The sequence below is a fragment of the Paenibacillus farraposensis genome (genome assembly GCF_020736845.1).
GTDB classification, from domain to species: Bacteria; Bacillota; Bacilli; order Paenibacillales; family Paenibacillaceae; genus Paenibacillus; species Paenibacillus farraposensis.
In genome coordinates this window covers 180,096-195,583 of the sequence record NZ_JAFFQR010000112.1, presented here as the reverse complement: position 1 = coordinate 195,583, position 15,488 = coordinate 180,096, and the positions used below count along the sequence as shown (strand labels likewise).

Genomic DNA, 15,488 nt, shown 5'->3' with positions numbered 1-15,488 from the left:
AGATGGCGTTCGGCTACCCTCGGAATGTTGGCTTTCACCTGCCCCAACTCTCTGCAAATCCGCTGTGTATGTAGCTTACTCGTTCTCGTCATTGAAATTTGTTGCCGTATCAAGTTAGGTGTAATTATAAGCACAACATTTCAAGATGGCAAGTCTTTTTTTATAAAAAGCCGCTACAGGTGTCTTCCCCGTGCACATGATAAAGCACACGCACAAGCAAGTCCTGACTTAAATTGCCGAATCCTTTGCCGAAAATGGTGAGCCCGCCTTTGTTTTTCGACTGATCGGATACGGATAAGCGTAGTGTAATATGACTTTTATAGTTAAGGCCAATATCGTTTATTGTGACCTCTGATATGCGGCATCCGCCAATGAAGCTGCCATGCTGGTTGATGCGAATTAATTTGATCACCCCGTACTGATTCAAATGCGGAGGCCACCAGTCGGGATTCAGAACCCCCGGCACGTCCCCAGAATCTCCGGTGCTGGTCCAGTGTCCAATCGGGATGCCATTGATATGAAAATAAATATCGGAAGGATATTCCTCGCAATATCCCGGTGCTTCCGAGCCCAGCTCTGCGGAGAATTGAATTTAAGTAATTCGAGGATTTGAATACGAATTTTGGAGCCTAGTGCTTTGAAAATATCTAATCCAGACATTAAGTCATTAATATAAATCATATCTATAGATCTTTCTTATCTACAAAAAATGTAATGTAAGCGCTTATAATTCTTACTTTAATTTATGTTAAAATAAAATGTCAAAAACAACCTTATTTTTATGAACATATCTTACTTAAGTTATTTTGTTGCTGTATAAAAACGAAAATAGACGTGAATACGATCTCATTTTAGCTTTGGTACGCTTCAATCCAATGTTTTATATTTATTTAAAAGGGTTTATAAATGCATTGACGAATCGTAGAAGAGCATGCTATATTTTGTTTGTAAACTAATTCATTATTGATAAAGTAAAATGTTAATTATATGGTGCATGAGAGGGATGATAATCACAGTGTCAATGAACAACGGTTTATGCCGCACAAGTAAAGATAAAGCCGGGTTGTGTAAGATTATTTTAGCGCTTATTGTATGCGGTTTCATTTAATTTTTAGGAGGGGTCGAGTTGAGAAAGAAAAAAGGTTTTGCGCTAGCAATGGTTGTTCTGTTGTTGATGGTTGCTGCACTGGCTGGCTGTGGGGGAGGCAGCTCCAGCAGTGATGGCAGCAAGGAATTGACGTTCATGTTCCGTGGTGGAACGGATGAGCAGAAGGCTTACAGGGATGTGATCAAGAAATTTGAAGAGGAGCATCCTGGCGTGAAGGTTAAAATGGTCGTGACGTCAGCAGATCAGTATGCGACAAAGCTTAGAGCTGCCATTACAGGTAATAGTCTTCCGGATGTCTTCTATTTTGCCCCTGGAGATTTGAAAGCATATGTCAATAGCGGCGTGCTGAAGGATCTGACACCTTACATTGAGAAGAGCAAGGATATAAATCTGGATAACATTTGGAAATATGGTGTGGATTTATACCGCTATGACGGTAAAATGGCTGGTCAAGGCAATATCTACGGTATGCCGAAGGACGTGGGGCCATTCGCACTTGGCTACAACAAAACCATGTTCGAAAAAGCAGGCCTTCCCGTACCTGACAAGGATAAACCATATACATGGGATGAGTTTATCAAGGTCAGCCAGCAGTTGACCCAAGACACCAATGGTGATGGAAAACCGGATCAGTACGGTACAGGGTTTAACGTTCAGTGGGCATTGCAGGCTTTTGTATGGAGCAATGGAGCGGACTGGCTAGACGCGAGCAAAACGAAGGTAACGATTGATGATCCGAAATTTGCGGAAGCGCTTCAGTTTTTTGCCGATATGCAAAACAAATATAAAATTACGCCTGGTATCGAGCAATCACAAACGCTGGACACATATCAGCGCTGGATGAAGGGCGAAATGGCATTTTTCCCTGTCGGTCCTTGGGATATGAGTACATTTGAAAAGCTGCCTTTTGAATATGATTTAATGCCTTACCCGGTTGGCTCGACTGGCAAACCAGCAACATGGATTGGCTCTTTGGGGATCGGTGTTTCTTCTAAAACCAGATATCCGGATGAAGCAGCCGAATTGGTTAACTATTTGACGACTTCCAAAGAAGGTATGAAGCAGCTCGTTAACGCAAAGGTGCAAATTCCGAATCTGCTGGATATGGCAGACGAGTGGGTGAAGGATACCAAAACCAAACCTAACAATAAACAGGAATTTATTGATATTGTAAAAGATTATGGGCGTGCATTGCCAGGTAACTATACGTATAACGCGGAATGGTACGATATTTTCTTCACAGACATTCAGCCTGTGCTGGACGGTAAAATTACAGCAGTCGATTATGTGAAGCAGGAACAGCCAAAGATGCAGAAACTGCTGGATAAAGCGGTGGAGCAAGAGAAAAAATCACAGAAATAAAATGTAGATAACGGATAAAGGATGGTGTTAGCGGCTGATATCATGCTGCTGGCATCATCTTTATTCCAAATCAGAAACAGAGGTGAGCCCTGTGATAACCAAATCTAATCTCTATCGCAAAGAGAAGATATATGGATATTTATTTATCCTTCCTCCTATTCTCGGTTTGCTAATCTTTACGTTGTTCCCGTTTGTCTATTCGTTTTACGGCTCTTTTACAGACTGGGACGGATTAGGACAAATGAACTTCGTTGGCTTCGATAATTTCAGAGATTTATTTACCGATGAACTGTTTTATAAATCGATGTATAATACGCTTTTTCTAATGCTCGGTATTCCGATTGGCCTTGTGTTAGCTTTGCTGCTGGCATTGGGGCTGAACCGCGGCATTCCAGGTACGACAACCTTTCGTGTAATCTACTATATCCCGGTTATTTCTTCTTTGGCGGCCGTTTCTATTATGTGGAACTGGGCATATAACGGAGACTACGGTCTGGTGAACCAATTCCTCGATTTATTCGGTATTAAAGGTCCCAACTGGCTGATGGATAAGGATACAGTTAAGCCTGCCTTGATCCTGATGACGGTGTGGAAAGGTCTTGGCTACACAATGCTCCTGTATTTGGCAGCCCTGCAAAGCGTATCCCGCTCTTATTATGAAGCAGCAGAGCTGGATGGAGCGAGCGGATTCCAAATGTTCCGCGACATTACCTGGCCAATGGTAAAACCGGTAACCTTTTTCCTGGTCGTAACCAATATCATTGGCGGCTCGCAAATCTTTACTGAAATGAACATTATGACGCCTACAGGTGGTCCGGAATATTCATCCGCCTCCATCGTTTTCTACATTTGGGATAAGGCATTTAAAAACCTGCAAATGGGATATGCTTCCGCGATGGCTATGATTCTCGGCATCTTCATTTTTATCGTAACTTTGATTCAATTCAAAATGAATGAAAAATCTTCTTTTGATGGAGATTGATTTTCGCGGAAAGGAGTGAGTCTGATTTATGTCCCATAGTCAAAGAACGAAACTTACCAATACGATCATTTTTATTGTGCTGGCGATTGGAGCGATTGCGATGATTGTGCCGCTGCTGTGGATGCTGTCTACTTCGGTGAAGGAAAAACAGGATGTTTTTGCTCTTCCGCCGGTATGGATACCAGAGGTATTCCAGTTTGATAAGTACAAGGAAATTTGGGAAGCAGGACCTTTGTTAAGTGGGATCAAGAACAGCGTAATCGTCGCTGTAAGTGTTACGATTGTCGGCACCTTTACCTCCAGTGTGGCTGCCTTTGCCTTTGCAAAGCTGAGATTTCCACATAGAAACAAACTGTTTCTTGCACTTATCGCCTCCATGATGATTCCCTATCCAACCGTGATGATTCCACAGTTTATGATGTTTTCCAAGCTCGGTTGGGTAGATACACTGTTGCCTCTGATTGTTCCCGGTTTGTTCGGGAATGTAGTTATGATCTTTTTCCTGCGGCAGTATTTGCTTAGTGTACCGAATGCCATTATCGAAGCAGCCAAAATTGACGGAAGCTCTTATTTCCGGCTCTACTCGTCCATTACGTTCCCGCTCATTAAGCCGGCAGTTGCGGCCCAGCTTATTTTGTGGTTCATGGGCATCTGGAATGATTACTTGGCGCCGATTATTTACCTGAACTCACCGGAAAAGCAGACATTGCAGCTGGTTATAGCGAATTTTAATGCGACTTACGCCATTCAGACGGACTATCCGCTCATTATGGCAGCTTCCATTATTGCGTTGTTACCCGTATTGATGATATTCCTTATCTTCCAGAAACAAATTATTGAATCGGTTGCGATCTCTGGTGTCAAAGGGTAGTGGATACATGGAAGACACCGAGGAACGAAACCAGTCGATCACAAGATGGAATCCATAGAGGAAGGGGGAGAAGAACAGTTATGGACAGGGCAACGGAGGACGGTGCTGTGGAAGGGCCTTACATTGTGTACAATCCGGTCTTCCGTAAATATTATTTGTTCGTCTCTTATGATTCTCTGTTTGAGGATTACAATGTGCTTGTTGCCCGCTCGGTTTCGATTATGGGACCTTACATGGATGTGAATGGACATGATATGGCAGACACCGGTTATTTGCCTCAATACGAGATTGGCAACAAGATCGTGTCGCCAGACGCTCGTTTTTACAGGCATGAATCATAAGGGAATTTCAATTTGGGGCGGCGTATCAGCAATAACAAACCCCAAAATAGAGCTGAACTTTAGAAAATACATATGGAAAACGGAGCAGGCGGAATGGTGCTGGACAAGCGGAGCGGTCGCCTTTGCCTCGGAATTTTCTCCCTTAATAGTACATTCAGGAAATTCGGGGGCAACAGCGATGGTAAGCACCATCCGTCTGCGTGGTGGTGCTTCATGTGAATCTTAAGTTCAGCTTGCAAATCACATATTACACATAGAGGAGAGAAGAACCATGAATCAACCAGTATCTTTTATGAATCCGGTCATTGAGCAGCGGGCAGACCCTTGGATTTACAAGCATAGTGACGGATACTATTATTTTACCGGATCTGTGCCGGAGTATGACCGCATTGAGGTGCGGCGGGCACGAACCATTCAAGACTTGAGAACAGCAAAACCTGTAGCCGTGTGGCACAAATATGAAACAGGTCCATTAAGCGCAAACATTTGGGCACCGGAAATTCATTATATTAACGGAAAATGGTACATTTATTTTGCAGCAGCTCGTACAACCGAAACGAAGGAAGGTCTGTTCGATCACCGGATGTTTGTACTGGAAAATGATTCTGCCAACCCGCTGGAAGGAGCATGGGTGGAGAAGGGACAGATCAAAACCCGTTGGGAATCGTTCGCACTTGATGCGACAACTTTCCAGCATCATGGGGTGCTGTACTATGTATGGGCTCAGAAGGACCCGGACATTGTCGGAAATTCCAATCTGTATATCTCTGAAATGAGTAACCCGTGGACGCTTCGCGGCGAGCAAGTGATGATCTCTACCCCGGAATATGACTGGGAGGTCATCGGCTTTAAGGTGAATGAGGGAGCGGCGGTTCTGAAACGGAACGGACGTATCTTTATCAGCTATTCGGCCAGCGCCACTGACCACAATTATTGTATGGGTCTGCTGACGGCGGATGAGAATGCGGATTTACTCGATCCGAAATCGTGGACGAAGTCGCCTGTGCCGGTATTCTGTACCAATGAGGAAACAGGCCAATTCGGGCCAGGTCACAACAGCTTTACAGTAGCGTCCGACGGTAGTGATGTTCTCATATATCACGCCCGCAATTATAAGGAAATTACAGGCGACCCGCTGTATGATCCGAATCGCCATACACGCGTTCAGCCGTTGAACTGGAATAAGGATGGAACACCTGATTTTGGTATTCCAGTGCCAGATGGTATAACAGACGTATAATTTTACTGCGCATAACAAGGATAATAGGACATGCTCTGAGCTTAAAGCTGGAGGATGTCTTTTTTTTCTTTTAGGAGAAGTATGAAAAAAGCTGGATTGATAAAAATGTTTAATATTTTCCACGGGATAGAAGCAGCAAAAGTATGGTAAAGTGTAGCTTAAACAAGACAAATCCTAACGTTTTTTTCCAAAGTCTCATGTGCATACCGAATCCGAATCACACGAGGTGAGAAAAATGCTGCAATCGTTAAAAGCCATTGCTAACTATCGGAAAGAAAATGATCTGGTCTGGGATGCTCCGACTTGGCTGAAGATCCTCGTTTCGGCTGAAGAGCGTATTGTCAATCTGGAACGCTTCCGTTCCATAGGAGAGCTAAAGGATTCCAATCCTGTACTGGATTATGTGGAGCGTACGTTGCTTATATTGGACGGACTCCCATTGTCTTTCTGGATTAAGGAGCTGCTGGAGAATGTGCTGGTATGGTCTGAGACGTCCAAAGGGGGCACAGGCCGTGAACGGCTGCGCTGGCAGCAGGAGGGGATTAATTTATTTGTGCATAATATTGGCTCCTCCCAGCTATATGTCAGACAGGCTCAAGCAGAGTTCCCAGCGTACCCGCGCAACAGCATGATCCGGATTTTGATTGAGACGCATGGACTAATCGGGCAGTATATACGGGGCGAAATTCCTTTTTCGGAAAATCGGGCTTTGCTGGAAATTACCCGCAAGGGCTGGCTAAGCTCCGAGGAACTGGAGCTTGTTTTACGTGCTCTGAACGAATGTATTATCGCCGGGGTGGACCCTGATCTATGGGAGCAGGTTCGTGGTGAGGTAGAGCAGTTGATCGGCTGGATTGCATGGGATAACGTGCCTGTGGTGTGGGGCGTAAAAGAGCGGCTCAAGCGACTGCGATCCGTTTCTATTCGTGAAGGGGAGCCGTTTGAACAGGGATACGCAGAGCTGGAGCGTGAGCTGAATGTAGAAAAGGCGCTTGCTCCGCTGGAGAATCGCACGCTTTGGTATGTTGAGTCGGCTTTGCAGGATTTTTCGCTTCAAGAGATGGTTAAGGTATTTTTGCTCACATTGAGAGATAGTACAGGGCAGGAGCAGCCAGCTGCGGTCCGTCATATCAGCTTTGAATCTCTCATGAACACGATGTATTATGACTATCGTGGTGTCAAGAAGATTAATGTATACAAAAAACGAATGATTGAACAATATTTAGGTGCGCTGGCCTGGCAGGATGTTTTAAAAGGAAAGCGCGAACATAACCCGCATTTGAGTGTGATTGTAGAGCATAAGGAGGAGCTGCCTAGCACCGTTTTTTTCAATTTTGCCTTTTCATCTGCGGCCGAGAAGCTGATTGACTTTTGTATTGAAGCCGAAAAAACGCCTCTGTATGACAAAGCGGTGCTGCTGCTGTTCGATCTGTTCGGATTACGGCGTGATGTTTATGATCGTTTTCACAATGAGGAGACGTATCTTACAGAGATGAACCGGACCACAGATTACAAAAGAGTCATTCTGGATTACATCATCGGAACCCGCATACTGGATATTGGACCTGGCGGGGGCGTGCTGCTGGATCTGATCGAACAGGAAAGGCCGGATGCCAAGCCGCTGGGTCTTGATATCTCTGTGAATGTAATTGAGGCACTAAAACGGAAAAAGCATTCGGAGGGGCACCGCTGGGATGTGATCAAAGGGGACGCGCTTCGATTAGAGGAATTTGTGGAGGCGGAAAGCATGGACACCGTCATTTTTTCTTCCATACTCCACGAGCTGTATTCTTACATCGAACGAGATGGAACCCGGTTCAATCCGCAAACGGTGGCGACTGCTTTGCAGAGCGCCTATCGTGTGCTGGCACCCGGCGGGCGGATCATTATTCGTGATGGCATCATGACCGAACCGGCAGAACAGCGCAGACGTATCCGGGTTCTGGAGCAGGATGGGATGGAATGGCTGCTGCGAGGTTATTTTACTCCCTCTCAGTATGAGGAATGCATTCGCAGCACACTTGGACCACAGGCGATGATACGGGTGAGCCGCCACTATTTACAAGAGGGGTATACCGATGCGTTGTCCGGGCGTATTGAGTTGACGGATGAACAGGGGCAACCGGTTCCTTTGCCAGACAGTACCTGTCTGATCGTGATTGAGAAGCCGCAATAGGACTGGAATTAGCGTTAACCGGACAGCTCTGTTTTTCTTAACAAGTTTTGCATATAATACAGGTGGAGTGCCTAGTGAATGACAATAAAGGAGCTGTGTTGAAGATGTCAAAACGTTTAATTCCTTACATCACCATGGATGGAAATGCAAAAGAAGCGATCGAATTTTATGAAAAAGCATTGGATGCGCAACAGCTTTTTGTTCAAACCTTTGGCGAAATGCCGGAAAACCCGGATTTTCCGATTCCGGAAGAGGTCAAAGGACGTATCGGACATGCTACCCTTAAAGTCGGTGAGACCGAGCTTATGTTTTCCGATACCTTTCCCGGGTCGCCGTTTAGCAGCGGAAACCAGGTGAGCATCTGCATTACAACCGACAGTGTGGAGCAAGCCCAAAAAATGTTTGATGCTCTACAGCAAGGGGGACAGGTAGGCATGCCCTTGCAAGAAACCCACTTTAGTCCGGCCTACGGGAATGTAACGGACAAGTTTGGGATCACATTCCAAATTTTCACGGAAGCTCGACCTTAAAAATGGAAAACGGTCAGATCAAGCTATCTTGGCGATCTGGCCGTTTTTTGCGTGTATGCTATTTTTCCATGTTCACGAAGGAATGTTGAGCCGTTTTTTATTCGTCAAAATTAAAATCATCATCTGTCAGCGGCTCTACATTCATTGCACGTACATACCCGTTTCCTTTTTTGGAAAAAAAGTCATGCTGCTTGGTGTGAGTGCTGATGCCGTTGAATACGATCGGGTTCACCTCTTCGTCTTCAAACAGCGGATCGAAGCCCAGGTTCATCATGGCTTTGTTGGCATTATAGCGTAAAAAGACTTTCACATCATCAACTAATCCGATAGGAGCGTAAATTTGCTCCGTGTATTGTTCTTCGTTGTTGTGCAGATAGCGCAGCAAGCCTACCAGCGTCTGGTAGAGATCGCGTTGCTCTTCCTCGTCCAGTTCTGCATAAATCTCCTGTGCCAGCACACCAACATATACACCGTGAATGCTTTCATCCCGCAAGATCAGGTCTATAATTTCTCCGCTGCATGTCAGCTTGCCCTGGCCTGCCAGGTAGAGAGGATAGAAGAAGCCGCTATAAAATAAATAGCTTTCCAGCAGTACCGAGGCCGCCATCGCGAGATACAGGTCTTTTGGAGTGTGGATGTTCATATAATATTGCCGAATGGTTTCCGCTTTGGTCTGCAGATACGAATTTTCTTCTACCCAGCGAAACACGCCGTCAATTTCTTCTGTAGAAGCCAGTGTGGTAAAAATGCTGCTGTACGACTTGGCATGAATTTGCTCCATCATCGCCATGAAGCTGAGTACGGCTTTACGCTGAAGCCCATCCACATGCTCCATAATTTGCGGCATACCTACCCCGCCTTGAATGGTATCCAGCAGTGTCAAGCCGCCCAGCACCTTCATGTAGGCTTCTTTTTCAGTATCACTGAGGGTCACCCAGGTCATTTTATCGTCAGACAGCGGAATTTCGTCGTCCGTCCAAAATTGCATGATGTTCTGATTCCAGAACATGAGTGTGAAATCATCGTCCGAGCGATTCCAGTTTACAGCTTGTATACCTGTCATAGTTTAGCATTCTCCCTTCAGCTTGCGAGATTCCCGGAATCACAATGAAATGATGCAGGCGAATCATCGTATGCTTGACATACGGAAGCTGCATCCGCATGACTGTGATCTATCCCGAAATGGGCTGAACCTCACGCTGGATACAGCTTCGAAATGAAAAGCATTTTTATATCATAGATTTTTAATCTCTATCATATATATCCTGCTTTAGATTGAGCAGGTAAGGCACTCCTCCACAGACAGCTTTTTGGTACGTGTGTAGTACAACGATTTTAGTCCTTTATGTGCAGCATACAGGTAGGAGCGGGCTAGCTGGCGTGTTGTCACGTCACTGTTCACATGCAGCACGGTCGAAATTCCCTGGTCCACGTGAGGCTGGATTTCGGCAATCAGGTCGATGACTTTGAACTGATCCATTTGGTATGCAGATTTATAAAAGAACACATTATCCCTTTGCAAATAAGGCATTGGATAGTATGTCGTTGAATTGGCATAAGTACGTGTTTCAATCTGTTCAACAATCGGCATCACGCTGGAGGTCGCATTTTGAATATACGAAATGCTGGCCGTCGGCGCAATCGCCATACGATAGGCGTGGTACAGACCATTTTTCATGACATCGGCTTTCAGCTTGTCCCAATCGGCCGGAGTCGGAACATAAATACCGCTGAACAGCGCTTGTACACGTGCGGTAGTCGGACGGTAATCTGTATTCAGGTAACGTTCAAAATACACGCCTGTCCCATAATCCGATTCCTCGAACCCGTAAAAGCTTTGTCCGGTCGCTTTGGCGATTTCCATACTTTTCTCTATGGAATGGTAGTTCATGGTCATAAAGAAGGTGCGGACAAAATCCTTCGCTTCATTGCTTTCATACGCGATTTTATTTTTGGCAAGGTAACCGTGCAAATTCATGACGCCCAGACCCACGGAATGCATTTCACGATTCGCTTTGGCAACCCCTGGTGCATTAGCAACTTGCGTCATATCGCTAACCGAGGTGAGTGCAATCATGCCCTCATGAACGGATTCGCGGATTTTGCCATGCTCCATGACATTGACAATGTTAAGAGAAGCCAGATTGCAGCTGACATCGCGACGGATGGTATCTTGCTGGCCATAATTTGCAATTTCAGAGGTTTCCTGCAACTGGAATATTTCCGTGCACAGATTCGACATCTTGATTTGACCCACGTTTTTAAGGGCATGTGCCTGATTGGCGTTACTTTTGTTCATAATGTATGGATATCCGGATTCCAACTGGATCATGGCAATTTTCGTCAGCATGTCACGTGCGCTCATCGCTATTTTTTTCTTTACCCGATCATCGGCGAGCAACGTATCGTACATTTCGTCCAGATCCATGTCGTCCAGATGCGTTCCATAAGCCTTGTACACACTGTATGGAGCAAATACATGCAAGGGTTCATTATCCTGAGCCAGCTTGTAAAAGCGATTCGGCACAAGCAATCCGATGGAGAGGGTTTTGAGACGCACTCTTTCGTCCGCATTGATTTTTTTACTATCCAGGAACTCCAGTACATCCCAACCGAAAATGTTGTAGTACGCCGCGCCAGAGCCCTTACGCTGTCCCATTTGATCCGCGTAGGAGAAGCCGTCTTCCATCAGCTTCAGCACAGGCATAATGCCTTTGGCTGCACCTTCTACGCCTTTGATCGCTTCGCCGCGCGACCGCAGCTTCGACAGGTTGACTGCGACACCGCCACCGATTTTTGACAACTGCATGCATGTGTTCAGCACGTAGTTGATGGAATTGAGCGAGTCGTCCATTTCGAGCAGGAAGCAGGATACCAGCTCTCCACGGCGGCTTTTGCCTGCATTCAGGAAGGTTGGTGTGGCTGGCTGGAGGCGCTGCTCCATCATTGAGCGGGCCAGCAAACGAGCCGTATCGACGTTTCCCCGTCCCAAATGCAGGGCGACAGCCGCTACCCGATCAGGATAGTGCTCCAGATAGACCTTGCGGTCATTGGTTTTCAATGCATAATCGGTATAGAACTTGGATGCTGCCATATAGGAAGGAAATTTAAACTGATAGCTATGGGTAATATGGAAAATATCTTTAATTTCATCCGCTGTGTAGCTGTTATAGAAATTCTCGTAATAATCATTTTCAATCATATACAGCACTTGAGCCTCTGTATCAGCAAACTTCAAGCTTCGTTCCTGAACTTCCTTCATAAATTCCTGTACAGCCTCTTGATCCTTTTCCAACTGGAAAAAGCCGTCTGTATCGCGTTTCATCAACATGTTGTTTAATTCAATATGCCGCAACCCGGCTCACCTCCTGTTTGAAACGCTCTACATCTCCGAACGTTCCAGATAATTCAAATTTACTAATAATGGGGACATTATAGTGATCAGCGATCAAATCTGCGCTTTTTGCAAAGAAATCGCCCCAGTTCCGGTTGCCGCTTGCAGCTACACCGACAAGGTTTTTCGCGTTTTTTTGCAAAAAGGAAGATACCCTCTCAGGTATCTGACCAAACCCTGTTGTATATGTAATGAGTACGTAAGGTTCATCTATAGTCATTTGCTCCTGGATCTGAACCGCCGGAAGTTTGAGCTTTCCGATAAATCTTTTTACATTGCCGGTCTTGGAATCATAAGCAATCAGCATTGTAGGCATCCTCCTTAACAATTAGCAAAAAAAGAAAACAGCATTCCCCAAGCTCATCGTGGTGTGTAGTCCCTTGATGGCTGTGCCATTTATAATTATGAACTCAATATTTACATGTACTCTTATACCTGTATCTTCAAGATATCGGGTGAGAATACGTTTTTCACACTATATTTAGAGCACATTTTCTATTTTATATCTATATATAGTTTTGTCAATCAGTCCAAAGGGGGGGAGAGGGACGAGATTGGGCGTAAGTCCAAGCAGGGTGCGGGAAAGAGCGAAAGAACTTTTTTTTCGTAAGTTTGTTAAAAAAGTAATGGAGTTTTTGACACCAAAGATGTACCATTTGTCAATGGGCAATAGTATGGAAAATCTTCATTTTACTAGAGTAAGGATGAAGTAGATATTATATCACTTTTGAATTTGACGGGGGTGAACACAAGGAGCTGGAGGTGAGGGATACGGACTTCGGTATGACTGTGGTTGGGGATCGCGGGGAGCTTCATTATAGGAGTTTGTGAGAGTTATGGAAGCGTAATCGTGTGTTGATGAGGAAGTGGAATTTCTGACAAACATACATAACCGGGAGGAAGATGACAATGCCGCATATCATTGGGGAACGAATTGTATTGAGAGAATACCGTTTGGAGGATATACCTAAGATACGAAAATGGGTTAATGACCCGGAAATTACACATGGTTTAAGCGATGTTTTTATCTATCCGCATTCACAATCCAATACAGAATCGTTTGTACAGATGATGATCGACGGCAGCTCCGAGATCAAGGGCTTTATCATTGCGCATAAAGACACGCTGGATTATATCGGGCAACTGGATTTATTCAAAATAAATGGGGTGAATCGCCATGCTGCACTTGGTATTGTGATCGGGCGTGAAAGTGACCTGGGTAAGGGCTACGGACGAGAAGCGATTCGGCTGCTGCAAAAATTTGTATTTCATTCTCTGAATCTGCATCGGCTGGAGCTGGAGGTATATGCGTTCAATGAACGTGCCTATCGATGCTACCTGGCTTGCGGCTTCAAGGAGGAAGGGCGGCTGCGGGAAAGGCTGTTCAGAGAAGACCAATACTATGACATCATCCAGCTGGGAATTTTGCGCAGTGAATACGAGGCCGCAGAGCAAGCGGCGGAATCTTGAGCGTGAAGGCACATTAATATTTTAAACCGGGCGGACAGCATCGGACTGTCCGCCTTGTAGTCTTTCATATAATAGTAGAAACTCGAACTATAAGCTGGGCTTGAAAAAAACATAAAAATGAAGTAGTCGGAATGGTGTTGTACAAGCGAAGCGGTCGCTTTCAAAGCTTTCCGTAGGAAAGCTCGCTTCGGAAGCATCACTTCCCCGGATTTCTACCCTTATCAGAGGCTTTATTCCAGAAATCCGGGAGCGGTGGCGATGGGAAGCACCATCCGACTGCGTAGTGGCACAATAGATAACTTTAGTTCAGCTTATAGGAGTGTTATTTCTTACCGTACCATTGCTTCAGGCGATTTTGGATCAGGCTCGTATAGACTTTTTCAGCCTTCGGTACACCCGCCTGGTTTAGCTCCTGAAGCATGCGGTCGTAGACGGTATCGAACTGATCCGGTTTGGCGAGTATAGCCTCAGGAATACGCTTGCGTACAATGTCCTGTGACTTCTGAAAAATGACATTGTAGTTGGTATTGGTCGGAATAGGCATATTGTAGGCAGCACCCCACTCCTTTACCGGAAAATCCTTTTCGTTCGGGAATAAGTCCTTCCACGTCCGGGCTTTATAAGCCTGAAGGGATTCTTTTTCGGCTTGACTGTAATTTTCAGCAATCATCTCAGGAAAATTGGTCGTATAATAATTGCCTGAAGGGTCCTTGATACCATCTCCGTAATGAGGTCCCCAAATCCAGTACAAACCGATACCTGACTCTCTGCTAAAAGAAGCATTATCAGTGTTTTTACGCTGCTGTACAGCAGCCGGAACAACCCGTTTGCCGTTTTCTATATTATAATGCTGGCCTTCAATTCCCCAGTTGCGCAAAATTTGTCCTTCATCGGAGGCCAGGAAATCCAGAAATTTGATGGCCCGTACCGGATTTTTGCACGAAGTTGTAATGCCGATTCCGTATGCAGAATCGAAGCCGATCGGCTGGAGGGAATGATCTTTATATTTTTCATTTAAAGTGACCGGAAAATGGGCGTAGGTAAATTCATCATTACCCGCTGCCTTGAGTGCGTTTTCGGCATCCTGATAGTTCCATTCCTGATCAATAAGTCCAATGACCCGCCCTGAGGCGATCTTGGCTTTGTACTGATCACTTTTTTGTACGAAAGTATCCTTGTCCAGCAGTCCTTCGTTGTTCATATGATTGAGCCAACGGAAATATTCCCGTTCTTCTGGACGTTTGTAGTGAAGGATGGCTTGGTGTGTTTTGGGATCAATATAATACTCGCCGTCGTCCGGTCCGCCTGTGGCGGTCACAGCAGGATTCGTCACGGTAATCTGAATTTTCCAATCTTCGGCATCAAGTGAGAGGGGAATGGTCGGCTGGCCGTTGGTGGTCGGATATTTGACGACATAATCCTTGAGTGCTTTTTCAAAATCCTGGACAGTGCGAATTTTGGGGTAACCGAGCTTTTTAAGTGCCTGATGCTGGATTTCAAAGCCGGCTTGGGCATCAAATGCGAGGTGATCCACGCCCAGATTGGTCGGGATCGTATATATGCCAGGATCTTCACTGCTATATTTGATACGGTTAAAATAGTCTCCGTACACCTTTTTAATATTAGGCCCGTATTTGTCAATCAGGTCGGTTAAGTCAATGAGTGCTCCGGCATCGACCATTTTTCCAACCTCTCCTTTGGGATACACGAGGTCAGGATATTCTCCGCTGGCGACCATTAATGCAAATTTTTCCTCGCCACGACCGTTGACAGCATGTTCGGCATTTAGTGTAACGCCTGTTTTTTTGATGATTTCCTGTCCAACAGCGTCTTTCATGTTGTTCCAGTTGGAATTAGGGTCACCGCCAAAGAAAGTTAAGGTAATGGGGCTGGTGTCATCAGGGTCATCTTTGACTGCCGTACTGCCTGTTCCGCTCGCACAACCCGTTGTTACGAGCAGAAACAAGGCCAGAAGCAGGATGGAACTTCGGTGTACCGACCTGTTTTTAAACAT

The 15,488-nt window shown here is 45.4% G+C and carries 13 protein-coding genes, 2 pseudogenes and 1 other annotated feature (1 of these 16 only partly in view); of the genes and pseudogenes, 10 read left to right on the top strand and 5 right to left on the bottom strand.

Translation table 11 applies throughout. The annotated features are described in order from the left end of the window. Window positions 1-101: a binding site (T-box leader), on the bottom strand (it extends 142 nt beyond the left edge of the window). Window positions 102-160: 59 nt separating this feature from the next. Continuing rightward, a pseudogene (locus JO375_RS19380) lies at window positions 161-592 on the bottom strand (transcriptional regulator); the annotation flags it as partial. 534 nt (window positions 593-1,126) lie between these two features. Here JO375_RS19380 and JO375_RS19375 point away from each other — a divergent pair. The 8 genes and pseudogenes from JO375_RS19375 to JO375_RS19340 all read left to right on the top strand — a co-directional run bounded on the left by JO375_RS19375 (window position 1,127) and on the right by JO375_RS19340 (window position 8,610). Next, window positions 1,127-2,470 (top strand): ABC transporter substrate-binding protein, encoded by a 1,344-nt coding sequence (locus JO375_RS19375; RefSeq protein ID WP_229526000.1) that lies wholly within the window; start codon window positions 1,127-1,129, stop codon window positions 2,468-2,470. Window positions 2,471-2,561: 91 nt separating this feature from the next. After that, entirely contained in the window at window positions 2,562-3,452 is an 891-nt protein-coding gene (locus JO375_RS19370) for a carbohydrate ABC transporter permease (RefSeq protein WP_229525999.1), read from the top strand. Between the two features lie 28 nt (window positions 3,453-3,480). Next, window positions 3,481-4,323 carry a carbohydrate ABC transporter permease gene (locus JO375_RS19365; RefSeq protein ID WP_229525998.1) on the top strand — a complete coding sequence of 281 codons (843 nt, stop codon included), beginning with the start codon at window positions 3,481-3,483 and terminating at the stop codon, window positions 4,321-4,323. Window positions 4,324-4,406: 83 nt separating this feature from the next. Further along, window positions 4,407-4,628 (top strand): annotated as a pseudogene (locus JO375_RS19360) (arabinan endo-1,5-alpha-L-arabinosidase); the annotation flags it as partial. A 25-nt stretch (window positions 4,629-4,653) separates the two neighbouring features. Next, the gene (locus JO375_RS19355; protein WP_229525997.1) at window positions 4,654-4,890 is read left to right on the top strand and encodes a hypothetical protein; all 237 of its coding nucleotides are present in this window, start codon (window positions 4,654-4,656) and stop codon (window positions 4,888-4,890) included. Window positions 4,891-4,935: 45 nt separating this feature from the next. Then, complete coding sequence (locus tag JO375_RS19350; protein WP_229525996.1) at window positions 4,936-5,904, top strand: glycoside hydrolase family 43 protein; 969 nt, start codon at window positions 4,936-4,938, stop codon at window positions 5,902-5,904. Between the two features lie 235 nt (window positions 5,905-6,139). After that, entirely contained in the window at window positions 6,140-8,080 is a 1,941-nt protein-coding gene (locus JO375_RS19345) for a class I SAM-dependent methyltransferase (RefSeq protein WP_229525995.1), read from the top strand. Window positions 8,081-8,184: 104 nt separating this feature from the next. After that, window positions 8,185-8,610 carry a VOC family protein gene (locus JO375_RS19340; RefSeq protein ID WP_229525994.1) on the top strand — a complete coding sequence of 142 codons (426 nt, stop codon included), beginning with the start codon at window positions 8,185-8,187 and terminating at the stop codon, window positions 8,608-8,610. A gap of 97 nt (window positions 8,611-8,707) precedes the next feature. On the opposite strand, the gene nrdF is transcribed toward JO375_RS19340, so the two are convergent. The 3 genes from nrdF to nrdI form a co-directional block, all read right to left on the bottom strand. Next, a complete protein-coding gene (nrdF, locus tag JO375_RS19335) occupies window positions 8,708-9,673 on the bottom strand; it encodes a class 1b ribonucleoside-diphosphate reductase subunit beta (protein WP_229525993.1) in 966 nt (321 codons plus the stop codon). Window positions 9,674-9,880: 207 nt separating this feature from the next. Next, window positions 9,881-11,965 (bottom strand): class 1b ribonucleoside-diphosphate reductase subunit alpha, encoded by a 2,085-nt coding sequence (gene nrdE, locus JO375_RS19330; RefSeq protein ID WP_229525992.1) that lies wholly within the window; start codon window positions 11,963-11,965, stop codon window positions 9,881-9,883. Continuing rightward, window positions 11,952-12,311 (bottom strand): class Ib ribonucleoside-diphosphate reductase assembly flavoprotein NrdI, encoded by a 360-nt coding sequence (nrdI, locus tag JO375_RS19325; protein ID WP_229525991.1) that lies wholly within the window; start codon window positions 12,309-12,311, stop codon window positions 11,952-11,954. The genes nrdE and nrdI overlap by 14 nt, the downstream gene beginning before the upstream one ends. Before the next feature lie 455 nt (window positions 12,312-12,766). Between nrdI and JO375_RS25145 the strand changes: the two genes are divergently transcribed. After that, complete coding sequence (locus JO375_RS25145; protein WP_377532182.1) at window positions 12,767-12,835, top strand: hypothetical protein; 69 nt, start codon at window positions 12,767-12,769, stop codon at window positions 12,833-12,835. 78 nt (window positions 12,836-12,913) lie between these two features. Next, a complete protein-coding gene (locus JO375_RS19320) occupies window positions 12,914-13,474 on the top strand; it encodes a GNAT family N-acetyltransferase (RefSeq protein WP_229525990.1) in 561 nt (186 codons plus the stop codon). 322 nt (window positions 13,475-13,796) lie between these two features. Here the strand turns inward: JO375_RS19320 and JO375_RS19315 are convergent, their stop codons facing one another. Next, a complete protein-coding gene (locus JO375_RS19315; protein ID WP_229525989.1) occupies window positions 13,797-15,488 on the bottom strand; it encodes an ABC transporter substrate-binding protein in 1,692 nt (563 codons plus the stop codon).